The sequence below is a fragment of the Patiriisocius sp. Uisw_047 genome (genome assembly GCF_047730165.1).
Classification (GTDB): domain Bacteria; phylum Bacteroidota; class Bacteroidia; order Flavobacteriales; family Flavobacteriaceae; genus Patiriisocius.
On sequence record NZ_CP159834.1, the window covers coordinates 662,781 to 685,374 of the forward strand.

23 protein-coding genes and 2 pseudogenes are annotated in these 22,594 nt (G+C 37.8%); 20 read left to right on the forward strand and 5 right to left on the reverse strand.

Annotation, left to right across the window (positions count from 1 at the left end; all coding sequences use genetic code 11):
- Positions 1-61 precede the first annotated feature (61 nt).
- From serS to ABXT71_RS03050, 15 genes and pseudogenes are all read left to right on the forward strand, one after another.
- Positions 62-1,333: a serine--tRNA ligase gene (gene serS, locus ABXT71_RS02980; protein WP_415372363.1), complete on the forward strand. Its 1,272-nt coding sequence runs from the start codon at positions 62-64 to the stop codon at positions 1,331-1,333.
- 217 nt (positions 1,334-1,550) lie between these two features.
- On the forward strand, positions 1,551-3,332 hold the full coding sequence (locus tag ABXT71_RS02985; RefSeq protein ID WP_415372364.1) for a tetratricopeptide repeat protein: 1,782 nt from the start codon (positions 1,551-1,553) through the stop codon (positions 3,330-3,332).
- A 116-nt stretch (positions 3,333-3,448) separates the two neighbouring features.
- The gene (locus ABXT71_RS02990) at positions 3,449-3,757 is read left to right on the forward strand and encodes a DUF4286 family protein (protein WP_415372365.1); all 309 of its coding nucleotides are present in this window, start codon (positions 3,449-3,451) and stop codon (positions 3,755-3,757) included.
- A gap of 133 nt (positions 3,758-3,890) precedes the next feature.
- Positions 3,891-4,748 (forward strand): 16S rRNA (adenine(1518)-N(6)/adenine(1519)-N(6))-dimethyltransferase RsmA, encoded by an 858-nt coding sequence (rsmA, locus tag ABXT71_RS02995; RefSeq protein ID WP_415372366.1) that lies wholly within the window; start codon positions 3,891-3,893, stop codon positions 4,746-4,748.
- Positions 4,726-6,075, forward strand: a complete 1,350-nt coding sequence (mgtE, locus tag ABXT71_RS03000; RefSeq protein WP_415372367.1) for a magnesium transporter — start codon at positions 4,726-4,728, stop codon at positions 6,073-6,075. Before rsmA ends, mgtE begins: the two co-directional genes overlap by 23 nt.
- A 62-nt stretch (positions 6,076-6,137) precedes the next feature.
- A complete protein-coding gene (locus tag ABXT71_RS03005) occupies positions 6,138-6,524 on the forward strand; it encodes a cupin domain-containing protein (RefSeq protein ID WP_415372368.1) in 387 nt (128 codons plus the stop codon).
- Between the two features lie 149 nt (positions 6,525-6,673).
- Positions 6,674-7,609 carry a 2-hydroxyacid dehydrogenase gene (locus ABXT71_RS03010; protein ID WP_415372369.1) on the forward strand — a complete coding sequence of 312 codons (936 nt, stop codon included), beginning with the start codon at positions 6,674-6,676 and terminating at the stop codon, positions 7,607-7,609.
- Between the two features lie 156 nt (positions 7,610-7,765).
- Positions 7,766-8,148: pseudogene (locus tag ABXT71_RS03015) on the forward strand (VOC family protein).
- Positions 8,149-8,214: 66 nt separating this feature from the next.
- Positions 8,215-8,598 carry an NINE protein gene (locus ABXT71_RS03020; protein WP_415372370.1) on the forward strand — a complete coding sequence of 128 codons (384 nt, stop codon included), beginning with the start codon at positions 8,215-8,217 and terminating at the stop codon, positions 8,596-8,598.
- A 168-nt stretch (positions 8,599-8,766) separates the two neighbouring features.
- The gene (locus tag ABXT71_RS03025; protein WP_415372371.1) at positions 8,767-9,090 is read left to right on the forward strand and encodes an ArsR/SmtB family transcription factor; all 324 of its coding nucleotides are present in this window, start codon (positions 8,767-8,769) and stop codon (positions 9,088-9,090) included.
- Positions 9,091-9,145: 55 nt separating this feature from the next.
- Positions 9,146-9,637: a DUF6428 family protein gene (locus ABXT71_RS03030; RefSeq protein ID WP_415372372.1), complete on the forward strand. Its 492-nt coding sequence runs from the start codon at positions 9,146-9,148 to the stop codon at positions 9,635-9,637.
- Between the two features lie 2 nt (positions 9,638-9,639).
- On the forward strand, positions 9,640-9,897 hold the full coding sequence (locus ABXT71_RS03035; protein ID WP_415372373.1) for a GNAT family N-acetyltransferase: 258 nt from the start codon (positions 9,640-9,642) through the stop codon (positions 9,895-9,897).
- A gap of 200 nt (positions 9,898-10,097) precedes the next feature.
- Positions 10,098-10,514: an arsenate reductase ArsC gene (locus ABXT71_RS03040; RefSeq protein ID WP_415372374.1), complete on the forward strand. Its 417-nt coding sequence runs from the start codon at positions 10,098-10,100 to the stop codon at positions 10,512-10,514.
- A pseudogene (locus tag ABXT71_RS03045) lies at positions 10,511-10,879 on the forward strand (DUF1304 domain-containing protein). The gene ABXT71_RS03040 and the pseudogene ABXT71_RS03045 overlap by 4 nt, the downstream one beginning before the upstream one ends.
- Before the next feature lie 67 nt (positions 10,880-10,946).
- Positions 10,947-11,663 (forward strand): flavodoxin family protein, encoded by a 717-nt coding sequence (locus ABXT71_RS03050; RefSeq protein WP_415372375.1) that lies wholly within the window; start codon positions 10,947-10,949, stop codon positions 11,661-11,663.
- Between the two features lie 6 nt (positions 11,664-11,669).
- On the opposite strand, the gene ABXT71_RS03055 is transcribed toward ABXT71_RS03050, so the two are convergent.
- Genes ABXT71_RS03055 through ABXT71_RS03065 form a run of 3 tightly spaced genes read right to left on the reverse strand, consistent with a single transcriptional unit; the run spans position 11,670 to position 15,321 of the window.
- Positions 11,670-13,493: a GNAT family N-acyltransferase gene (locus ABXT71_RS03055; protein WP_415372376.1), complete on the reverse strand. Its 1,824-nt coding sequence runs from the start codon at positions 13,491-13,493 to the stop codon at positions 11,670-11,672.
- Between the two features lie 48 nt (positions 13,494-13,541).
- Entirely contained in the window at positions 13,542-14,798 is a 1,257-nt protein-coding gene (locus tag ABXT71_RS03060; RefSeq protein ID WP_415372377.1) for an aspartate kinase, read from the reverse strand.
- 40 nt (positions 14,799-14,838) lie between these two features.
- Positions 14,839-15,321, reverse strand: coding sequence for a GNAT family N-acetyltransferase (locus ABXT71_RS03065; protein ID WP_415372378.1), 483 nt, complete (start codon positions 15,319-15,321; stop codon positions 14,839-14,841).
- An 85-nt stretch (positions 15,322-15,406) separates the two neighbouring features.
- Between ABXT71_RS03065 and fbp the strand changes: the two genes are divergently transcribed.
- The 5 genes from fbp to ABXT71_RS03090 all read left to right on the forward strand — a co-directional run bounded on the left by fbp (position 15,407) and on the right by ABXT71_RS03090 (position 19,903).
- Positions 15,407-16,411: a class 1 fructose-bisphosphatase gene (fbp, locus tag ABXT71_RS03070; protein WP_415372379.1), complete on the forward strand. Its 1,005-nt coding sequence runs from the start codon at positions 15,407-15,409 to the stop codon at positions 16,409-16,411.
- Positions 16,412-16,489: 78 nt separating this feature from the next.
- Positions 16,490-16,840 carry a fructose 1,6-bisphosphatase gene (locus ABXT71_RS03075; protein WP_415372380.1) on the forward strand — a complete coding sequence of 117 codons (351 nt, stop codon included), beginning with the start codon at positions 16,490-16,492 and terminating at the stop codon, positions 16,838-16,840.
- A gap of 15 nt (positions 16,841-16,855) precedes the next feature.
- Positions 16,856-17,680, forward strand: a complete 825-nt coding sequence (locus ABXT71_RS03080; protein WP_415372381.1) for a cell envelope biogenesis protein OmpA — start codon at positions 16,856-16,858, stop codon at positions 17,678-17,680.
- Positions 17,681-17,909: 229 nt separating this feature from the next.
- The gene (locus tag ABXT71_RS03085) at positions 17,910-18,404 is read left to right on the forward strand and encodes a Rab family GTPase (RefSeq protein ID WP_415372382.1); all 495 of its coding nucleotides are present in this window, start codon (positions 17,910-17,912) and stop codon (positions 18,402-18,404) included.
- Positions 18,401-19,903 (forward strand): hybrid sensor histidine kinase/response regulator, encoded by a 1,503-nt coding sequence (locus ABXT71_RS03090; protein WP_415372383.1) that lies wholly within the window; start codon positions 18,401-18,403, stop codon positions 19,901-19,903. The genes ABXT71_RS03085 and ABXT71_RS03090 overlap by 4 nt, the downstream gene beginning before the upstream one ends.
- 2 nt (positions 19,904-19,905) lie before the next feature.
- On the opposite strand, the gene ABXT71_RS03095 is transcribed toward ABXT71_RS03090, so the two are convergent.
- Positions 19,906-20,331, reverse strand: a complete 426-nt coding sequence (locus ABXT71_RS03095; RefSeq protein ID WP_415372384.1) for a TerB family tellurite resistance protein — start codon at positions 20,329-20,331, stop codon at positions 19,906-19,908.
- 130 nt (positions 20,332-20,461) lie between these two features.
- On the reverse strand, positions 20,462-22,366 hold the full coding sequence (gene acs, locus ABXT71_RS03100; protein WP_415372385.1) for an acetate--CoA ligase: 1,905 nt from the start codon (positions 22,364-22,366) through the stop codon (positions 20,462-20,464).
- Positions 22,367-22,594 lie beyond the last annotated feature (228 nt).

A 22,594-nucleotide genomic window follows, 5' to 3' on the forward strand; every position in this document is an offset into this window, starting at 1 on the left:
TCATTCTAGCCCAATAAAACTTGTGCTTTAACTAACTTTACATCCTTAATATTTCAGAATTATGCTACAAGTACACGAGATTAGAGAGAATAAAGATGCCTATATCATAGCCCTTAAAAAAAGAGGTATTGATGCGCAACCTATGTTAGAAGAAGCGATATCTCTAGATGAACAAAGAAGAGCCACGCAAGCAAAACTTGATGATACCCTAGCAGAATCAAACACACTATCCAAAGAAATAGGGAATCTTTTTAAGTCTGGAAAAGCCCAAGAAGCAAATACGCTTAAAGCAAAAACGGGCGAGCTTAAAGAAGCTTCAAAAGAACTAAGTAGTCAACTGGATACTATTTCAGAAACACTACAAAAATTACTTTGGACGATCCCAAACATTCCTAACGAACTAGTTCCCGCTGGAATGACAGAAGACGACAATGAAGAAACGTTTAGAGAAGGTGATATTCCTGTACTCGCAGAAGGATCATTGCCGCACTGGGAATTGGCTAAAAAATATGATATTATTGATTTTGAACTTGGCGTTAAAATCACAGGTGCAGGTTTCCCTGTGTATAAAGGAAAGGGTGCCCGATTACAGCGTGCCCTTATTAGTTACTTTTTAGACAAAAACACAGCTGCAGGATACACAGAATATCAAGTGCCACTTTTGGTAAATGAAGCCTCTGGTTTTGGTACAGGACAATTGCCAGACAAAGAAGGACAGATGTACCACGTGGGTGTTGATGACCTTTACTTAATACCAACGGCAGAGGTACCCGTGACTAATATGTTTAGGGACAACCTTGTTCAAGAAAGTGATTTACCCATTCTATGTACTAGTTTTACGCCGTGTTTTAGACGTGAAGCGGGAAGTTATGGAGCGCACGTAAGAGGGTTAAATAGACTGCATCAGTTTGACAAAGTAGAAATTGTACGTGTCGAGCATCCAGACAATAGCGCTCAAGCCTTAGACGGTATGGTAGACCATGTGACCGAAATTTTAAGAGAGCTGCAATTACCTTTCAGAATTTTACGTTTGTGCGCAGGTGACTTAGGCTTTGTAGCTTCGTTGACCTATGATTTTGAAGTATTCTCAACGGCGCAAGACAGATGGTTAGAGATCTCTAGTGTTTCAAGTTTTGAGGCATACCAAGCAAACCGATTAAAGCTTCGTTTTAAAGATAGTGATGGCAAGAATAAACTCGCACACACGCTTAATGGAAGTTCATTGGCATTGCCTAGAGTACTTGCAGGAATCCTCGAGAATTACCAGACGCCAGATGGAATTAAAATTCCGGATGTATTAGTGCCGTATTGTGGCTTTGATATGATTGACTAGTTGTTAGTTATTAGTGAAAATTTCAACAATGGGGAGAACTATCAACTATTTCACTAGGATTTAGCATCAGATATACTTGATATCATCATTCTAGTTTCCCTCCTTTGCGAGTCACGAAGCAATCAAGATGGGTGATTCAGGTCTGCTGAATTAGGGTGGTAATGCCAAGGCACGATTTTTGTTTTCTGTACCTCGTTTAAAATACTATCTTTACGATATGCGTATACTTATCACTTTATTCTTGCTCCTTACCGGGGTTTCTAGCTTGGCTCAAAACGAGCTTTTAGCCAGAAACTATGCGGAAAAAGGGGAATACGAAAAAGCAATCGCTATTTATGAAAAACTTGCAAAGCAAACACCAGGAAGACTAGATTATACGCTCTCCTTGGTAGAGATGAATCAGCAAGTGGAACGTTTTGACAAGGCACAAAAATTATTAGAAGAAAGACTAAACACTCGAAGTAAATTGCCCCAACTTATCGTAGAACTTGGTCATAATTATACCCTACAAAATAAAGATTCATTAGCAAGTATTTATTACAACGAGGCGATTAATTACATCAATGAAAATTCACGCTACGCATACACCATAGGAGAGGCTTTTGAAAAATTTAGCCTCTTAGATGAATCCATTTTGTTGTACGAGAAGGCGATGGAGCTTGATAATTATCTTGATTTTAGCCAACAATTAGCGCGCCTTTATGGCGAACAAGGAAAAGTAGAAAAGATGCTTGAAAGCTTTGTAGATCTCATCGAGAAGAATCCAAATACAAAACCCTATGCACAAAGACAGTTTAGTCTTTATGTAAATGAAGATCCTGAAAATGAAGCAAATGTTCTCTTTCGGAAAATAATCCTTAAAAGATTACAGGACAGACCTAACATCTTGTATAACGAATTGTTGAGTTGGTTATTTGTGCAACAAAACGATTTTAAGAAAGCCTTTGCTCAAGAAAAAGCAATCTATAGAAGATCTGACGAAGATATTTCTGGGATTCAGGATCTTGTTTTTATTGCCATTGCAAATGAATCTTATGATCATGCGCGAGATATGATCAACTTCATTATTGAAAAAGCACCAACTCCAGAAATGCGTTTAGGTGCCTACCAATTTTTAATGAAAATTAAATTAGCAACCGTAGAAACTAAAGACTACGACAAGCTGGAAGCACAGTTTAATGCATTGTTAGATGAGTTTGGCCGCGGGAAATCCACCTACTTAATGCAGGTAGATTTTAACCGCTTTTTAGCATTCAATCACAATAAAAGAGCGCTAGCTGTTTCTAACTTAAAAGCATTGCTAGAAAACAAAATGAGTGCTTTTCAAGAGGCAAGAGTCAAGATGGAGCTGGCAGATATTCTAGTGATCGATGAGAAGTTTAACCGTGCATTAATTTATTACACACAGATTCAAGAGAAAATAAAAAGCGATGTGATGGCACAGGAAGCTAGGTTTAAAGTAGCGCGAACAAGTTATTTTAAAGGAGATTTTGCCTGGTCACAGGTTCAATTAGATGTGTTAAAAAAATCTTCTTCTCAGCTCATTGCGAACGATGCCTTGCAGTTAAGTTTAATGATTAGTGACAACTCATTAGAAGACACAACGCAAACAGCATTGAAAATATTTGCTCGAGCAGATTTACTCGCTTTGCAGAATAAAGATGAGGAAGCCATCACCCAACTCGAAGATATCATTCAAAATCACAAAGGAGAAAGCATAGAAGACGAAGCTCTTTTAAAGCAAGGTGTTTTGTATGAGAAAACAGATCAATACACCAAGGCTGAAGCCAACTACAAAAATATTATCGAGTTTTTTAATGAAGATATTTTAGCAGACGATGCGCATTTTCGTTTGGCCAAACTATATGAAGATCACCTAGCGCAACCAGAAAAAGCAAAAGAATTATATGAGCAGATTATCTTTGATTATAAAGACAGTATATTCTTTACAGAAGCAAGAGCGCGATTTAGAATGCTCCGTGGAGATTTGATTGAGTGATTTCAGTCGCTAAAAAAAACAGTAGTTTGAACCCAGTTTTTCAACAAAAACTAATCAATAAATCTAATATCTATTTACCCAATATCTAGATCACTTAGTTACTTAATTACCAACAAATGTACATATACAACGTTACCATTAACATAGAAAATAGCGTCCACGACACATGGCTTGACTGGATGAAGGCAGAACATATTCCTGCTATGTTAGCTACCAGAAAGTTTACGAAAGCCCTAATGACAAAAGTGCAAATAGAAGAAGAAATGGGAGGCACGACCTACTCTGTACAATATCACACAGACAGTAAAGCAACATTAGAAAAATACTATAAGGAAGATGCAGACAAGTTACGAGCTCAAGGTAAGGCATTTGAAGGAAAGTTCGTAGCATTTAGAACAGAGCTAGAAGTAATCTATGAGCAGTAGCAGCAAAAGACTGATACTGCAATAAAGATGTAGCAAGCTGCGTGTCTAAGGACAGAAAAGAATGCTGCTTCTCCTCAAGAAGAAAAAAAGTTACATTTCCATCACTAAGCGTTGTCATACCTAAGAATCCAAGATGAGCAAAAACAAAAAAAAATTCAGTAAGCATTCTGCAAGCCCTAGAAGAGAGTTTAGTGCTCAAAACGATTCCGTTCGTGCAAAAAAACACCTAGGTCAGCATTTTTTAATTGATGAAGATGTAGCAAAAAATATTGCGGAAACACTTACGCACAAAGGTTATAAAAACGTTGTAGAAATAGGCCCAGGAACGGGAGTACTCACAAAATACCTTTTAGACAAAGACATAAATCTAGTCGCCATGGATCCAGATCGAGATTCGATCGCATATTTGGAAACTCATTACCCAAATGAAAATCTGCAAATCTTAGAAGCAGATTTTCTTAGAGAAGATATGCAAGATTATTTTGGGACGGAGCAATATGCGGTTACTGGTAATTTCCCCTATAATATTTCTACTCAAATCGTTTTTAAAACATTAGAAAACAAAGAGCAAGTACCCGAATTTACTGGAATGTTTCAGAAAGAAGTTGCCATGCGTATTTGTGCAGATCACGGCTCAAAAACCTACGGGATACTATCTGTTTTGGTACAAGCATATTATGAAGCAGATTACTTATTTACCGTCCCTCCTACGGTGTTTAATCCGCCCCCGAAAGTAGATAGCGGCGTATTAAGACTTACCAGAAAAGCCTCCTTAGAGTTACCTTGTTCAGAAGCTTTTTTATATAGAGTCGTGAAGACCGCTTTTCAACAACGCAGAAAAACATTACGGAACAGTTTAAAAAGTTTCGAAATCTCTGATAAACTTAAAGAAGATGCTATCTTTGGGCAGCGACCAGAACAGCTCTCTGTAGCAGATTTTATCGCCCTCACCACCAAACTGGAAGCAGATGCAATTTCAACTCACGACTGATTTTATTTCAAGTATTGAGCAACTCATCGCAAATAAAGATGGGCACGCGCTTAGAGAACTTTTAAAAGACTATCACTTTGCAGATGTCGCAGAGCTTTTAGAAGAGTTGAATAGTGATGAAGCTACCTACCTTATAAAACTGTTAGAAAGCGAAATTACTTCAGAAGCTTTAATGGAGCTCGACGAAGACCTACGTGAACGCATTTTAGACAATCTTACTCCTGCTGAGATTGCTCAAGAATTAGAAGAACTCGACACGGATGATGCGGCAGATATTATTGCGGAGCTCGATGATAACATTCAGAAAGAGGTTATTGATAAAATAACTGATGAGGAGCACGCGGCAGATATTGTTGAGTTATTAAATTATGATGAAGACACTGCAGGGGCCTTAATGGCGAAAGAATTAGTACAAGTTAAAGAGACCTGGACTGTAGCGGGTTGTGTACGTGAAATGCGTCGTCAAGCAGAAAACGTGACACGTGTCCACTCCATTTATGTTACAAATAAAGAAGGGCAACTTACTGGTAGACTCTCCCTAAAAGATTTATTGACCGCGAGTGAAAAAACCAAAATTAGCGAGGTTTTTATCCCAAAAGTAGATTCTGTAACCGTCCATACAGAAAATGAAGAAGTCGCTAGAATCATGCAAAAATATGATCTAGATGCAATCCCTGTGGTCGATGAAAATGGTATACTCGTAGGGCGCATTACAATAGATGATATTGTAGATTTTATTAAAGAAGAAGCAGAAAAAGATTACCAAATGGCCGCGGGTATATCTCAAGATGTCGAGGCAGATGACAGTGTTTTAGAGTTAACCAGAGCCCGCTTACCTTGGCTCTTTCTAGGATTGCTAGGAGGCGTTGGAGCAGCAGCCATAATGGGCGGCTTTGAAGAAGTTTTAAACAATCACGCCATCCTATTAATATTTACGCCACTCATTGCCGCGATGGCAGGAAATGTGGGTGTGCAGTCTAGTGCAATTATCGTACAAGGTCTTGCAAATGATGATATTAAAGGGAGTATTGGAAAACGACTTATTAAAGAAATGCTACTCGCCATGCTTAATGGAGCGGCATTAGCGATTGTACTATTTTTCTTCATATGGGCCTGGGAAGGGGAGATAGCGTACGGGCTTTCTATTTCTATATCACTTTTTGTTGTGATTATTTTTGCCGGAATCATTGGCACATTCATTCCACTATTTCTGCATAAAAGAGGCATTGACCCCGCCATTGCAACAGGACCTTTTATCACCACAAGTAATGATATTTTTGGGATTTTAATTTATCTCTGGATCGCTAAATTGATTCTGGGTATTTAGGCTTGCCTTTCGACGAAAATGCGAAAGACTCAAGACCACTACGTCATAATAACAATAGCGCTATGAAACCAATAAACCTAAGAGAAAAGTTTAGCAAATTTAGCAAACAATGGCATCCTCATCAGATCGCTACGGTAGATACTATGCAGGTGATTTTAGCAAAAATACAGGGCGAATTTGTCTGGCACAGTCACAAGGATGAAGATGAGTTGTTCTTTGTTTACAAGGGAACCTTAGAGATGTATTTCCGCACTTCAGCTCCACTTGGTCATGAATGGGTGGAGATTGTCAATGAAGGCGAAATCATTGTGGTTCCAAAAGGAGTAGAACATTGCCCTAAAAGTCAAGGGGATGAAGAAGTACACTTGCTACTCTTTGAGCAATTAAAAACAAAGCATACAGGTGATGTGCAGCACGAAAAAACACAAACGGAGTATCCCAAGATTTAAAATCGAATCTTTATATTCCTTATTCAAAAAAATTGTTTCCCTATATTTATGCTTTAATCTTAGCAATACAATGCGTATTGTAAAACAATTAAATAACTTAGTTGGATTTCTCCCAAAATATTGGGACGTTTTCACTTTCAATTTCTCACATGAAAATCCTCCACCTCGATCAAAACCACCCTTTACTTCTTGAACAGCTTAAGTCTGCTGGATTTGAAAATACCGAAGATTATACATCACCTAAAGAAGCTATTGAGCAAATTATTGATCACTATCAAGGGATTGTAATAAGAAGTAGATTTGACATAGATAAGGCTTTTATGGACAAGGCACTCAACTTAAAATTCATTGCACGGGTGGGCGCAGGACTAGAGAGCATTGACGAAGCCTACGCCTTAGAAAAAGGCATCACCCTCATTTCTTCACCAGAGGGAAACAGAAATGCTGTAGGCGAACACACCCTAGGAATGCTGCTTTCCCTATTTAATAAACTAAACAAAGCTGACCGAGAGGTAAAAGCGGGACATTGGCTTCGTGAAGACAATCGAGGTATAGAAATAGATGGAAAAACCATAGGCATTATTGGCTATGGTAATATGGGTAAAACCTTTGCAAAAAAATTACGCGGTTTTGATTGCACCGTGCTGTGCTATGACATTCAAGAAGGCGTAGGTGATGAGAATGCACAGCAAGTGACGCTAGAAAATTTCAGAAAGAAAGTAGATGTAGTGAGCCTGCACACGCCTTGGACCCCTTTGACAAATAAAATGGTAGATGCCCGATTTATTGCCGCGATTCAAAAACCATTCTGGCTATTAAACACCGCCCGCGGAAAAAGCGTCGTTACAAAAGAGCTAGTCTCAGCCTTAAAGTCTGGAAAAATACTAGGCGCAGGATTGGATGTACTTGAGTACGAAAGGCAAAATTTTGAGACCTTATTTTCTTCAGAAACATCACAAGAGTTTAAACAACTACTTTCTATGGATAAAGTCATTCTCAGCCCACATATTGCTGGATGGACAGCAGAGAGTAAAGAGAAATTAGCGCAAGTAATTGTAGATAAGATACTAAGAGGTTTTAAGTAAGCCTCTTAGCCTTTGTGGTGCATTCTATTGAGTGCAAAAGTTAGATTGAATAGCTGGGATTCCCGCCTTCGCCAAGGCCACGATGATACAAAGACATTAAATTGAAAATTAGTAAATAGCAAGTAACAGGTTCTCTAGTCTAGCTGGGGCACAGGTATGAAAAGAGTAACGGGAATAGGAGGTTTGTTTTTTAAAACAACAGACCCAAAAGCAACGAAAGACTGGTATAAAAAACACCTCGGCTTTGATACTGATGACAAGGGATACACCTTCTGGCGGAAGGAAAAGACGGTACTAAATATTCCACACAATGGAGCCCAAAGTCAAATGATACCGACTATTATAAACCGTCAGACAAGCGATTTATGTTTAACTATAGAGTAGAGAACTTGGTGGGTTTATTAGAACTGCTCAGAGAAGAATGAGTAACTATTATAGGAGACATACAAGAGTTTGAGTATGGCAAGTTTGGGTATGTGATGGATAATGATGGGAACAAGATAGAATTATGGAAACCCATAGACGCCGCTTTTGAGTAATAATTTTAACAGTTTGATTTACAGATAATTTGTATTTTTCACTTATTAATAACTAAAACAACCAAAATGGCAGACGAGACAAACAAAAATTTCGGAGATGATCTAAAAGACGACGCTAAAGATTTTGCAAAGGACGCAAAACAAACAGCTAATGAATTTGCGAATGATGCAAAAGAAGCGGCGAATGAGTTTAAAGAAAGCTGGAATGAAAGCACCAACAATGGGGAAAATAAAAAGCTCATTTGTGGTATTCTTGCGATTGTTATAGGATGGACAGGAGTTCATAAATTCATGTTAGGGTATACTAAAGAGGGAATACTTCAGATTCTATTAACACTTCTTTGTGGTGTAGGAGCAATATTAGCCTTGATTGAAGGAATAATTTATCTTACAAAAAGCGACGAAGAGTTCTATCAAACCTATCAAGTTGGCCATAAGGGCTGGTTCTAAAAATTAAAAGCTTTCATAAAAAAAACTGAAAGCTTTTTTATTTAATAATTACATCGTAATATTGCAATATACAAGTATATTAGCAATAAGCATACAGTAGTCTTATCTGTTCAATTTTAGGTGTGCTGTTATGATTACCTAATACTGATGTACTCTAAATACTGAAAAATGGGCGTTTCAAAAAGACATTTACACACGATGAGTGTGAACCAACTGGCAGATCTTGCAAAGGTGCTATCGCATCCGGCTCGTATTTCTATTTTAAACTATATAGGCGATTGTGACGGTTGTCTATGTAAAGATATTTCAGAAACAATTAAGCTTTCTCAACCTACGACATCGCAACATTTACAAGTGATAAAAAAGGCGGGCTTGCTTAAGAGTAAATTTGAAGGTAAAAGCCAGTATTACCGTATAAACGCGGATAAACTAGGGAAATTAAAATCTCTTTTTCAAGAGTTCTTTGAAGCAACAGAAGCAAAATGTTGCTAAGGAACGTTTTAATACTTCAGCAAAGCGAGTCACCCGAATATTAAATAAAACAGCTATGAAAACAAACGAATTATTTTCAATCTTAAAAGAACACAGCAATAAGGCATTATTGTTTGGGTATAATAACACACAGTTGGTTGCGCAAAACTATCATATTACAGAAGTGAAACACACCACTATTAAAGCAGTTGATTGCGGCGGTAAAATGGACTCATGGAACGAGACTATTATTCAATTATTAGAACCTGCTTCTTATAATGGAGAGACGGCAATGTCTTGTCTTAAAGCAGCGGGAATATTAAATAAAGTAGGCGAAATTGCAGCATATGATATGGATGCATTGATAAAGTTTGAATACGGTAATACCGCTTTTCATACAGCACATTTACCCGTTGAACAAGTATTAGTAGGTGATGATAAAATCATTGTTCAACTAGGCATAGACGCCACGCAGTGTAAAGCTGCGGATGCTTGCGGTCTTACATTAGAAGAACTAACGGCGCCCAATACAGCGGCTAGTTGTGCTCCTGGAAGTGGCTGTTGTTAACGTTGCACATTACTCCCTTTCATAAAAATAATTTTGATGCTGTAGCAGCTATTTATGCGGAAGGAGCGCAAACGGGTGTTTCTTCATTAGAAACCAGTAAGTCTACTTGGGAACAATGGGACGTTAAATTTCTAAAACCATGTAGGTTTGTCGCTTTAGTAGATAATCAAGTTGCTGGCTGGTATGCCTTAAGTTCTTTTTATAAGGGAGTTGTAGAAGACACCATCTACGTCGCGAGAAAATTTCGGGATAAGGAGTAGGGGAAAAATTGCTTCAATATCTAGTTTTAGAAAGCGAACAGGCTGAGTTCTGGTCCTTACAAGCTAGCATATTTACGCAGAACAAATCAAGTATCCGATTGCACACAGCAAGCGGATTTAGACAAATAAGGGTGCGCATAAAAGTCGCTCAACGAGATGGCGTATGGCACGATAATATATTAATGGAAAGAAGAAAAATTATGAAAAACATATTAGTACTATGCACAGGAAACAGCTGCAGAAGCCAGATGGCGCAAGGTTATTTAGAACACTTCGCAAACCAAAAAGCGACGATCTACAGCGCAGGAATCGAAACACACGGTCTTAATCCAAGAGCAGTTGATACCATGAAAGCAGATGGCATTGATATCTCGCAAAACACCTCAAATCACGTAGATGAATACAAGGAGGTGGATTTTGATTTTATCATCACTGTTTGTGACCACGCAAACGAAAACTGTCCATTTATTCCTTCAAAAAATGCAGTGCGTATCCATCATAACTTTAGTGATCCATCAAAACTAGAAGGCACAGAACTTGAGACTAGAACAGCTTTTGCTGCTACCAGAGAAGAGATTAAAGATTATTGTCGTAATTTTATAGAAACCACGCTATAAATTATGCATCTCCTCATCAATATTCCATAGGTTTTGTTGTTGTACTTCATCTCTTTTTTCTTTGTTTCGAAATGTTCGCTTGAGAAAATTTAGGTCGTAAAATATTTAAATTTTTACCTAAAGAACTTTTCGGACCCACACAGTCAATGGCGGCTAATCAAGGACTCTAAAATGGGTTTCTTGCTGCGGGACTTATCTGGACCCTCTTTATTGAGGGCGCACACTGGCGCTTTTATATTTCCAGTCTCTTTTTAAGTTACGTAATTATTGCTGGAGTTTACGGAGCAATTACCGTGAGTAAACACATATTTTTTGTACAAGTATTTCCTGAATTGATTGCGCTTATCCTATCACATCTAAAGTAATATATTGTAAAAACAGTAAGCAATGCAAAATTATTCGAACTAACCATTGAATAATAATTCTCCGGAAATGGCTCAAGAAAAATCAGATTTCAAATCATTAAAAGCACTTTACATAAACTGTACGCTTAAAAAAACTCCAGCGATGAGTCATACAAAAGCACTCATGGATGTCTCCATTGACATTATGCGAGCAGAAGGTGTGATCGTTGAACACCTGCGCTTTGTTAATCATAATATTGCCTACGGTGTGTATCATGATATGACCGAGCACGGAGCCAACGTTGATGAATGGCCAGCAATTTTTAATAAGATTGAAGAGGCAGATATTTTAGTGATTGGGACGCCTATCTGGTTAGGTGAAAAATCTTCTGTGGCGACCAAGTTAATTGAGCGATTATATGGCGAGAGCGGAAATCGCAATGAAAAAGGACAGTATTATTTCTACGGAAAAGTAGGAGGCTGTATCATCACAGGAAACGAAGATGGTGTAAAGCACGTGGCTATGGGAACACTATACGCGCTCCAGCACATAGGCTATAGTATTCCGCCACAAGCAGATTGTGGGTGGATAGGTGAGGCTGGTCCTGGCGCTAGTTATAACGATGAAGAAAGTGGCGCTAAAAACAACGATTTCACAAACAGGAACACCACGTTTATGACCTATAATTTGTTGCATTTAGCAAAAATGCTTAAAGATCAAGGAGGCTATCCTGCCTACGGTAATTCTAGAGATGATTGGGACGATGGTACACGATGGAATTTTGAGAACCCAGAGTATCGTTAGTAAGAATTAAGACTCTGCCTCCTTATTTTGAGACGCAGCTGCCATCTTCTTTTCTAATTCTGCTTGAAACTCTTCCATAACTGGTTTTACAGTGCTTTCTGGAAGGTCTGCGATGCGGATATACATCAAGCCGTCTATCGCGTTATTAAATAGTGGATCCACATTAAAGGCTACTACTTTTGCGTTTTGTTTTATATACTTTTTAATAAGTACAGGCAACCTTAGCGCACCTGGTTCAACCTCATCGATTATCTTATCAAACTTGTTTAGATCTGCCTCACTTTCGTCAAAAATAAAATCCTTATCAGCATCCTTTAATTTAACCTTATATTCCTTTTTGGGATTGATATATTGCGCCACCCAAGGATCGTAATAATTAGACTTCATAAACTCTATCATCAAACCCTTAGAAAACTCACTAAACTTATTACTAATGCTCACGCCTCCTATTAAGAAATTGTGTTCTGGATAACGTAATGTTGTGTGCACAATCCCTTTCCAAAGCAAGAATAAAGGCATTGGTTTTAGTTGGTATTCTTTAATGACAAAGGCGCGTCCCATCTCTATAGACTTGCTCATCATATCGTACAATTCTGGCTCAAATCTGAAGAGGTCTTGCAGGTAAAAACCATCAATACCATGTGCCGCAAATATTTTTGAACCAAGACCCATTCTATAGGCTCCAGCGATTACTTTTGATTCTTTATCCCATAAAAACATATGGTGATAGTAAGCGTCAAACTCATCTAAATCTAGTGATTTATTACTGCCCTCACCGACATCTCTAAAAGTAATCTCGCGTAGTCTTCCAATCTCACGTAAGATATTTGGCATCAACTCTGCAGATGCCAAATACACCTCATAGTTCTTGCTTTCTAAAAGTCTGTTGTCACTTGCTAATAGGAGCGCTACTTCTGCCTCAATAGCTTCTTTAGAAACAGGCCCCGCTATTTTTTTAGGCTGCTTAGGTAACTTTATAGATTTTGGCAAATGCTCTATCAGCTTTTTCTTCTGAAAAGGATTTGCCAGCATATAGGTTTTCTTCCTTAAAAAAGCCGTGTATTCTGACAAGGAGTCATGCTCATTTTGGTCTACCACAGAAATCGAATTTCCGATTCTTATTTTTACAACTCGGCCTTTTTGTGACAGTAATTCTGAAGGCAGTTTGGCGGTACGAAGCGTGTCACTCATTTTTGCTAACCTATAAAACAGTCCACTGTTTTTTGCGTGAAAATAAATAGGAACCACGGGAACACCCGCTTTTTTCACAAGCTTCATGGCGGCTTCTTCCCAAGGTTTATCAATAATTAGCTTATCATCTTTCTGAGTAGAAACTTCACCTGCCGGAAAGATACCTAAGGGACTATCGTCACTTAAATGAGATAGTGCAGCTTTAAAACCAGCGAAACTAGATTTCACATCCTTGTTATTCTCAAAAGGATTTACTGGCATCACAAAAGGCTTTAAGGGCGCAACGCGATGGAGTAAAAAGTTTGCCATTATCTTATAATCTGGTCTTGCTTCTAATAATACTTTGAGCAGTAAGATTCCGTCAATGCCACCTAAGGGATGGTTAGAAATAGTAATAAAAGGACCTGTTTTTGGGATTCTCTTTAAATCTTTTTCTGGAATTTCAAAATCTACTTCAAACTCTTGAAGTAATGCGTTTATAAAATCAAGATCGCTTAAATGTTTGTTGCGATTGTAAATCTTATTAATCGTAGAGATGTGAAGTACGTTCATTAAAGACCAACCTATAAAAGTTCCAACAATGCCTAGCTTGTCTACTTTTATAGCCTTGGCAATCTCACTTGAAGTGACTAATCCCATGAATGTATACCAATTTGGTTGTTTGCAAAGATAAAAAAACCGCTCAACTTATGCTTTAACAACAAGCTGAACTGTATCTCTATTTTCTTGTCTTATTAGTACCATTTTATTGGCTTCAAGTTTTTTAATTTCGCTGGGAGATGCGTGTCTAATGGTGTATAACGTAACGCCTTCATTCCATTTTACTTTAAAAGTAGCTCTTAGTTTTGAAAGCAATGGCGCGAGCGTATCATATTTATTATCTACACAAACAGTAAAACTAATCGCAGAGTTCTGTATCAACTCGACCTTCATTTTATACTCGTGCAACCACCTAAAAACATCGCCAATATGATTCTCCATCATAAAGCTAAAATCTAAGGATGAAAGAGAAATCAACACTTGATTTGTCTTTAAAATAAAGCAAGAAATTAAGGGGTCTAAGGTTACACCTTTACCTACACACGTACCAGCAGCGGTTGGGTTGTAAAAAGACTTTACGTACAAGGGGATTTCCTTACGCTGTAATGGTTGCAAGGTTTTTGGGTGAATTACAGAAGCGCCATAAAAAGCAAGCTCAATCGCTTCTTTGTAAGAAATATGGTGTAGCAAAGTGGTTTTATTAAAATAACGAGGGTCTGCATTTAGCACGCCAGGCACGTCCTTCCAGATGGTCACAGCGTCTGCGTTAAGACAATATCCAAAAATCGCAGCTGTATAATCGCTTCCTTCACGTCCCAAAGTAGTGGTAAAATTATGAGTGTTTTCTGAAGCAATAAAACCTTGTGTCACGGTAATCCCTTTCTTTTTTACAACTCCGGAAATACGCTGTTGTGTTTCATCCCACTGTACATTTGCATCTCTGTATTTCGTATCTGTAATGATACAGTCTCGCGCATCAAGAAACGTATTCTCTATTCCTATTTCTTGAAGGTAGGCAGAAACAATACACGTCGAAATCAGCTCACCATAGGGCACCACTTGATCATAAACAAAAGGATGTTGTTTCGATTTATTTTTATCTAATAACTGAGATAACTCAGTGATAAGTTGATTTACTTTTAAGAACACAGGGTGCTTTACCGAAGTAAATAATTCTTTTAATATCGTGTGATGAAAGTATACTATCTCATTCAGTGCAGATGGCACTTCGCTTTTAGTATCGAAGTAATTAGTCACCACTTGTTCAAACGCATTAGTCATCTTTCCCATGGCAGATACTACTACCACTAGATCTTTCTCCCCTGTCGTTGTTAAAACTTGGGATAAATTTTTTACTCCTTCGGCATCTTTTACAGATGCACCACCAAATTTAAATACCTTCATCTTTACCATCCACAAAGTGGGATGACTTATTAATTAAACATTAGTTACTATCGTCCAAGAACGAATTTAATCTTGCAGTATCCATCGCAACGATGTGCCAGTTTTTATGCATCACAGCCCCTGTTTTTTCGTAAAAATCTATCGCTGGAGTATTCCAGTCTAATACGATCCACTTTACTTGGGCTACATTTTCTTCTTTTCCAAATTGCATCACACGCTTGTAAAGAGCCATGCCAACTCCTGTGCCTCGCATTTTTTGGGTCACGACCAAATCTTCTAGATGTAAGGTACGTCCTTGCCATGTAGAAAACACGAAATAAGTTAACGCTATGCCCGCGATCAATCCATCCACCTCGGCAACAAAGCATGTAAATAATGGATGTTCACCGAGTCCTTCTTTCTCTAGCGTTTCAGAAGAAATATGAACAGCATCTGGCTCTTTCTCGTATACTGCTAACTCTTTAATTAAGTTTAAAACAGTTGGCATATCTGCTTTTACCGCTTTTCTAATAAGAATGCTCATCGCTAGGGGTTTTGATAAACAAATATCGGTGCAATTTGTTAAAAATCCCGATATTTGCTGCAAATTCCTAACAACACATTACTCCATGGCAAATAGAAATCAAACTCTTGGTGAGTTTATCATAGAAAATCAAACTGAATTTAAGTACTCCTCTGGAGAGCTTTCAAGATTGATTAACTCGATAAGGCTCGCAGCAAAAGTAGTGAATCACGAAGTGAATAAGGCGGGGTTAGTAGATATATTGGGGGATGCTGGTGACACAAACATACAGGGGGAAGACCAACAAAAGCTGGATGTATATGCAAATGATATTTTTATTAAAACCCTGACAAACAGAGAGATTGTTTGTGGGATTGCTAGTGAAGAAGAGGATGATTTTATCACAATCACCGGAAGAAATAAAAAAAATGACAACAAGTATGTGGTGCTAATGGACCCACTGGACGGATCGTCAAACATAGATGTTAATGTATCTGTGGGGACTATCTTTTCTATCTATCGTCGGGTAACTCCAGAAGGGACGCCTGTTACACTAGAAGACTTTTTACAACCAGGAAATAGACAAGTGGCCGCAGGATATATTGTGTATGGCACCTCAACAATGATAGTATATTCTACAGGGCACGGTGTAAATGGATTTACATTAAACCCTGCCATAGGTACTTACTATTTATCACACCCTAATATGCGATTTCCAGAAGATGGGAATATCTATTCTGTGAATGAAGGTAATTATGTGCGTTTTCCTCAAGGTGTAAAAAACTATATAAAATACTGTCAGAAAGAAGAAGGCGATCGTCCTTATACGTCACGATATATAGGTTCTTTAGTTTCAGATTTTCATAGAAATATGATAAAAGGTGGGATTTACATGTACCCAAATACAAGTAAAGACCCTAACGGAAAATTGAGATTATTGTATGAATGCAACCCTATGGCCTACCTTGCAGAACAATCTGGCGGCCTAGCTAGTGACGGCTTCACGCGTATTCTTGACATTAAACCTACAGAATTACACCAACGTGTTCCCTTTTTCTGCGGAAGTAAAAACATGGTTTTAAAAGCAGAAGAGTTTATGCAAAATGTTTAATGTTTAATGTTTGAATGAAAAACTATTAAAACTTTGAAAAACACTTACATTTACCCCAATAAAGATTAAGCTAGCTTCATGAGTAAAAACCAGAATTCGCCAAAAGACCATCCAGAAGTAGACTCTACTTCAAAAATTGAAGCAATTAAGAACCTCATTTTTGGGGAAAACATACAACAGTATGACAGTGAGTTTGCTACACTCAAAAAAGAGATAGACGATAAGAAAGCTGCGCTAGAAGGTTATATTGATGAGGTGCGTGGTGAGCTAATGCAGTCTATAGATTCCTTGAGCACAGATGTAAACATTAGAATCACAGACCTAGAAGATGCCCTCAATGATAAGACTGAGACGCTCAACGAGCAAAAAGTAGACAGAAGAGAATTAGGACAATTATTAATCTCCTTAGGTGAAAAAATAGGCAAATAATCTCCAATTAATTTAATGCTTGAACAGGAGGATAAATTACAACTCTTACGTGATATCCTGTTAACTGACGACAGGCAAATAGCAGATGCTATTACCCAGCGTGTAAACACGATCTCAAAGACAATTGAGGAGCGTGAGCTCCTATCAGATAAAGTAGATCCCATTATTGAGGAAAAACTTAAGAAGTTTATAAAAGAAATCCCAACCACGCTTGGCCCAACAATTACCCAGACTTTAAAGGAACAAATAGCCAACTCACAAGATCAAGTGGTAGAAGCTTTGTATCCTATTATGGGCAAGATGATTAAGCGATATATTGCAAGCGAATTTGCCAAGCTCTCAGAGGATATTAATAAAAAAGTAAACAACACATTTTCATTAGTAAGTTTAAAAAGAAAGGCGAGAGCCACTTTTACTGCAACAAAAGAAGGGGATCTTATTTTGAGTGAATTGGACAAACCTACAGTAAATGAAGTTTTTGCTATTCAGAAGGGTTCTGGAATACTGCTAGGCAATTTTAGCCTAAATGAAACTATAGACAAAGACATGATTTCTGGCATGCTTACAGCTATTAAAAGTTTTGTAGAAGATGCTTTTCAAGGTGGAAACCAGAGTCTCGAATCTATACAATATGAGCTATATAGTATACAAGTACATAATTTTCATTCCTATTATATCGCTGTAGTTATCTCTGGCAATTATTCTAAATCTTTTGAGAGTACCCTCGAAAACAAACTGTACAACGTGTCAAAAAAATTATCTTCTGGTATAGACAAGTTATCCAGAGCGGAAGTAGATCAAATTTTAAAATCTCTATTTAAGCGGTGGAAGAATCAATAGAAAAGGAAGTTTTTTATATCTCTTTTTTGATTTAAATTTCAACTACGATTTAAAATCTTACCCTGCGTATAGCGAATTAAAAAAAAACCGTTGCCAAAAGCAAAGGACTAAGCGGGAATTAACACTCTTTTCTTCTGTAAAACATTTTAAGACAAACGTTATTACTTTATTGTAGCCAAATAGAGAATTATCGTATCTTTCAATTTACGATTAACAACCACTCCTTTCTATGACACAACCGCGTAAAATAGTAATCCTTGGTCATTTTGGCGTAGGTAAAACAAGTCTTATCCGTCAGTACGTAGACGCCTCATTTAGTGAGGATTATCTTGTAACCGTTGGTCTACACGTAAAGAAGAAGGATGTAATTATAAACGACAATACGGTTACATTAGTTGTATGGGATATTGAAGGACACAGCGAGATCGCGTCTGCTAGAGCCTCTTATCTTTTAGGCTCTAGTGGTTTTATTTATGTATTTGATGTGTCTCGACCTGAAACCTATGCCAACTTAGAAAATCAAATGGAGTATCTCAAGGAACATTTTCCAGGAATCCCAATTGAAGTTTTTGGCAACAAGTGTGATAAATTTAAAGATGAGGTATCAAAAGTATTTTTTGAAACACCCCCTTTTAATAGTTATTTATTTACCAGTGCAAAAACCGGCGAAAATGTGGAAGAAGGTTTTATGCAACTCACCATTAAAACACTCGTAACCACATGAGTCTTAAAGATATTAAAGCCTCTTACATCGACCATAAAGTACAAATCATTGCCGTAGATAGCCTTGGTCGTATCTTAGCTTCTGACGATGTACTCTTTCCTTTAAAAAAAAATCAAAAACTAGAGGAGCAACATCCTTTCTTCTTTACGTTACTTCCTTTGTTTGCGAATGACACCGTGAGTGAATCATTTACATGTGTTAATCTAGAAATAGGAACAGTCTCAAAAATAGTAGACATTTCAATCCTCAAAAAAGAAGAAAAATTATATGTGGTTTTTACAGATTTTACGAGTCATTATATTAAAATACGTCCAATACTTCAAGGAAAAAATGAATCTATTATCGCGAGGAATACGCTCAGTTTTGAGCGTGAAGTGCATTTTGCGAAAGAAAAATTTAAAAATAATTTCTTAGCGCATTTAAATCATGAAATTCGCAGCCCTTTAAATGCACTATTGGGTTTTACAGACTTACTAAGTGAAACAGAGCTCACATTTCAGCAAAAAGAAATCATTGGTGTTTTGCAAAGAACAGGGTCAATCATAAAAGTGCTTATGGATGACCTACTTGATGTTTCAAAAATAGAAAAAGGAGCACTGGATATTAAAAAAGTGCCTTTTAATCTACATACTTTGATTGCTGGTGGCATAAAGCACTTTCAGATTAAAAAAAACAGCTCAAATGTAGAACTTACCTATTGTACAGAAAGCGATGTGCCTACTAAGTTAACAGGAGACCCTACACGAACTATGCGGATCTTTTACAACATAATTGAAAATGCTTTTAAAAATACAAAAAAAGGATCTATCGTATTGCACACTTCACTCATTGAGATGATAGAAAAAGATGTGGCGTCTATCCAGTTTAAAATTTCTGATACCGGCAGCGGTATTCCTGAGAATCAATTAACAGCTGTATTTGACTCCTATGTGCAATTACAAAGGGAAGGGTTAAAACCGTCAGGCACTGGACTAGGGTTGAAAATTGTTAAAGATCTTACAACCATGTTAGGCGGCACTGTTACTGTTCATAGTGAGGCTGGAAAAGGAAGTGATTTCACTGTAATTTTGCCATTTAAGATTCGTAATAATACACCAAAAAGCAAAACCAACCCCAAGGGCTCTGGCATTATAATTAGCAAACATATTCTTGCCGTCGAAGATGACACTCTAAGTCAAATGCTACTAATGAAACAGTTTGCAGGAGATGAAGGAGGTTTCAAACTCCAGATTGCTACAGATACAAAAGCCGCGATTCAAATGCTAAAAGTCAAAAAATATACGGCAATCATCATTAGGCAAAATTATAATACCACTACAGGTATTGAGTTTATGCAAAAACTAAAAAGCGACCCTAAACTAAGCTCCATACCAGTATTAGTAGTGAGCGGCAAGGCAATGATTAATGAGCAGGAAGCTATAATAAATCTAGGCGCAACAGCCTTTTTAAAGAAGCCTTATTCAAAATATGAACTTATAACAGCCCTGCAACAATTGTAAGGTTATTCTTTATTAAGTAAGTAGCGATAGTCTTCCATGTCAAGACCTCCTTGATAAATCTCGATAGAACGCTTTATCAATTTTGCCGCAAGCACCTCGGTATAGCCAAGACCAATAGCATATTTCACGATTAATGTGCGCTCATTGTCATCTATCTCGTGATCTGCAAAAATTATTTCAAAAAGATCGTGCATACGCTCTAGACGGCGATTTGCATCATTAGGAGGGTTTATAGGGTACTTATTTGGTGTTTTTAATACTTGATCATACTCAGGTTCATCTATATCTAGTTTACGTGCAAAACGACGCAGCATTTTTTCTTCATCAGCATTTAATGCTCCATCCGCGGCAGCCATACTTACGATAGACGCAAAATGTCCAATGTTTCGTTTATGTTCTCCACTCTCAAATAAATCTGTAAATGACATAGTATATATTTTATACTGCAAATATAAAACAAGCCTCAAAATTTTCCGAGCAAAGCAAGAAATTATTTTTATTTTACTTCAAAAATTTCAAAACCATTAAAAGGTATCGTGTTAATTATACATCAAGAGCTTAAAAAGCATTATCAATGATATCTTGAACCGCTTCTGGATTTAATAATGTCGAAATATCGCCCAAATTACTGCTATCCCCTTCTGCAATTTTTCGTAGAATTCTGCGCATTATTTTGCCGCTTCTTGTTTTTGGTAAGCCCTGGGTGAATTGTATCTTTTCTAGTTTTGCAATCGGCCCTATTTCTGAAGCAATCATATCGTTTACCTCATTCCTGAGCTCGTTTTCGTCTTTGCCTTGCTCATTTTTTAATGTCACAAACCCATATAAAGCCGTTCCTTTAATGTCGTGCGGAAAGCCCACCACTGCACTTTCTGCTACTAATGGATGTTGATCAATGGCATCTTCTATGGGTGCGGTTCCTAGATTATGGCCAGATACAATGATGACGTCATCTACCCTACCCGTTATTCTATAATTACCAAGTTCATCTCGCAACGCGCCGTCACCCGTAAAATATTTTCCGTTAAAGCTAGCGAAATAGGTTTCTTTATATCGTTCGTGATTTCCATAGATAGTGCGCGCCATGGAGGGCCACGGAAATTTTACACACATCCTACCTTCTGCTTTTATTTCTAAAATCTCATTGCCATTTTCATCCATTAAACATGGCTGAATCCCCGGTAATGGTAGTGTGGCATATGTGGGTATACTTTCTGTAATTCCAGGGATGGAGGTAATCATGATACCACCATTTTCAGTTTGCCACCACGTATCTACAATTGGACACTTATTTTTACCAATGTGATCATCATACCAGTGCCAAGCCTCTTCATTTATGGGCTCCCCAACAGAGCCTAATATTTTAAGTGAGGATAAGTCATGCTTTTCTACTAAAGACAAAGACTCTTTTGCTAGAGCTCTGATGGCAGTAGGCGCTGTGTAAAACTGAGTTATTTTATGTTTTGCTACAATTTCCCAGAAACGTCCTACATCTGGATAGGTTGGCACTCCTTCAAACATCACAGTGGTCGCACCATTGAGCAATGGCCCGTATACAATATAACTATGTCCCGTAATCCAACCGATATCCGCCGTACACCAGTATACATCGTCTTCTTCATATTGAAAAACGTTTTTAAAACTATAGCCGGCGTACACCATATATCCCGCAGTTGTGTGCACGATACCTTTTGGTTTTCCTGTGGAGCCTGAGGTGTACAAAACAAATAATGGATCTTCTGCATCCATTATTTCTGGCTCGCAAATGTCTGATGCTTGAGCCAGCAACGGAGCTAACCAAAAATCACGATCTGGCACCATTAAAATTTCCGAAGCGATGCGTTTTACCACGAGCACACTTTCTATCCCATTGCATTTTTCTAGCGCTTGGTCTACAATCCCTTTTAAATCTATGGTTTTTGCGCCTCTATAGGAACCGTCACTAGTGATGACCATTTTGCAAGCACAATCATCAATTCTAGTAGCCAATGCAGTGGCAGAAAAGCCTGCAAACACTACGGAGTGGATGGCGCCAATTCTGGCACAGGCCAATACGGCTATGGCTAATTCTGGAATCATAGGGAGATACAAACACACCCGATCTCCCTTTTTAATGCCTTTTGATTTTAGCACATTTGCAAAGGTACAAACGCGCTTGTGCAGCTCCTTATATGTAATTTTTTCTGCAGATGCATCCGGATCATTTGGCTCGAACAAAATGGCCGTTTTATCCCCTCTCTCTGCTAAGTTACGATCTAAACAATTTTCAGAAATATTAAGCTGCGCTCCTTCAAACCATGTTACGCTAGGCATCGTTAAATCGTGCTTTACAACCGTGTCCCACGTATTTCGCCACATAAAATTTTCTAGCGCAATATCGTGCCAGAATTGTTCTGGATTGTCTTTTGCCTCTTGCGTTGCTTGATTAAATTGGGCGATTGATTTGATATGATAATGGCTCATAATACTTCGGAAATTTTAACGTTTCAAGGTACTAAAATTTAACAAAGGCTATACTTATAGTCTGCTGTGTTTTTATGGCTCGTACATATTGCAATAACATACGCAAGCAACGTTTTGCATTGCATATTTTGGGACCACATTCCCTGTAGAAATGGGAATCTTAGCAAAAAACGGCTCCTATTAATTCTCCTCTCTTAAAAGCTGCGGCATCTTAAATATTTATATCTT

Coding starts and splice junctions, on each gene's coding strand:
- serS (WP_415372363.1), top strand. CDS start 62: ATGCTACAAGTACACGAGATTAGAGAGAATAAAGATGCCTATATCATA.
- ABXT71_RS02985 (WP_415372364.1), top strand. CDS start 1,551: ATGCGTATACTTATCACTTTATTCTTGCTCCTTACCGGGGTTTCTAGC.
- ABXT71_RS02990 (WP_415372365.1), top strand. CDS start 3,449: ATGTACATATACAACGTTACCATTAACATAGAAAATAGCGTCCACGAC.
- rsmA (WP_415372366.1), top strand. CDS start 3,891: ATGAGCAAAAACAAAAAAAAATTCAGTAAGCATTCTGCAAGCCCTAGA.
- mgtE (WP_415372367.1), top strand. CDS start 4,726: ATGCAATTTCAACTCACGACTGATTTTATTTCAAGTATTGAGCAACTC.
- ABXT71_RS03005 (WP_415372368.1), top strand. CDS start 6,138: ATGAAACCAATAAACCTAAGAGAAAAGTTTAGCAAATTTAGCAAACAA.
- ABXT71_RS03010 (WP_415372369.1), top strand. CDS start 6,674: ATGAAAATCCTCCACCTCGATCAAAACCACCCTTTACTTCTTGAACAG.
- ABXT71_RS03020 (WP_415372370.1), top strand. CDS start 8,215: ATGGCAGACGAGACAAACAAAAATTTCGGAGATGATCTAAAAGACGAC.
- ABXT71_RS03025 (WP_415372371.1), top strand. CDS start 8,767: ATGGGCGTTTCAAAAAGACATTTACACACGATGAGTGTGAACCAACTG.
- ABXT71_RS03030 (WP_415372372.1), top strand. CDS start 9,146: ATGAAAACAAACGAATTATTTTCAATCTTAAAAGAACACAGCAATAAG.
- ABXT71_RS03040 (WP_415372374.1), top strand. CDS start 10,098: ATGAAAAACATATTAGTACTATGCACAGGAAACAGCTGCAGAAGCCAG.
- ABXT71_RS03050 (WP_415372375.1), top strand. CDS start 10,947: ATGGCTCAAGAAAAATCAGATTTCAAATCATTAAAAGCACTTTACATA.
- ABXT71_RS03055 (WP_415372376.1), bottom strand. CDS start 13,493: ATGGGATTAGTCACTTCAAGTGAGATTGCCAAGGCTATAAAAGTAGAC.
- ABXT71_RS03060 (WP_415372377.1), bottom strand. CDS start 14,798: ATGAAGGTATTTAAATTTGGTGGTGCATCTGTAAAAGATGCCGAAGGA.
- ABXT71_RS03065 (WP_415372378.1), bottom strand. CDS start 15,321: ATGAGCATTCTTATTAGAAAAGCGGTAAAAGCAGATATGCCAACTGTT.
- fbp (WP_415372379.1), top strand. CDS start 15,407: ATGGCAAATAGAAATCAAACTCTTGGTGAGTTTATCATAGAAAATCAA.
- ABXT71_RS03075 (WP_415372380.1), top strand. CDS start 16,490: ATGAGTAAAAACCAGAATTCGCCAAAAGACCATCCAGAAGTAGACTCT.
- ABXT71_RS03080 (WP_415372381.1), top strand. CDS start 16,856: ATGCTTGAACAGGAGGATAAATTACAACTCTTACGTGATATCCTGTTA.
- ABXT71_RS03085 (WP_415372382.1), top strand. CDS start 17,910: ATGACACAACCGCGTAAAATAGTAATCCTTGGTCATTTTGGCGTAGGT.
- ABXT71_RS03090 (WP_415372383.1), top strand. CDS start 18,401: ATGAGTCTTAAAGATATTAAAGCCTCTTACATCGACCATAAAGTACAA.
- ABXT71_RS03095 (WP_415372384.1), bottom strand. CDS start 20,331: ATGTCATTTACAGATTTATTTGAGAGTGGAGAACATAAACGAAACATT.
- acs (WP_415372385.1), bottom strand. CDS start 22,366: ATGAGCCATTATCATATCAAATCAATCGCCCAATTTAATCAAGCAACG.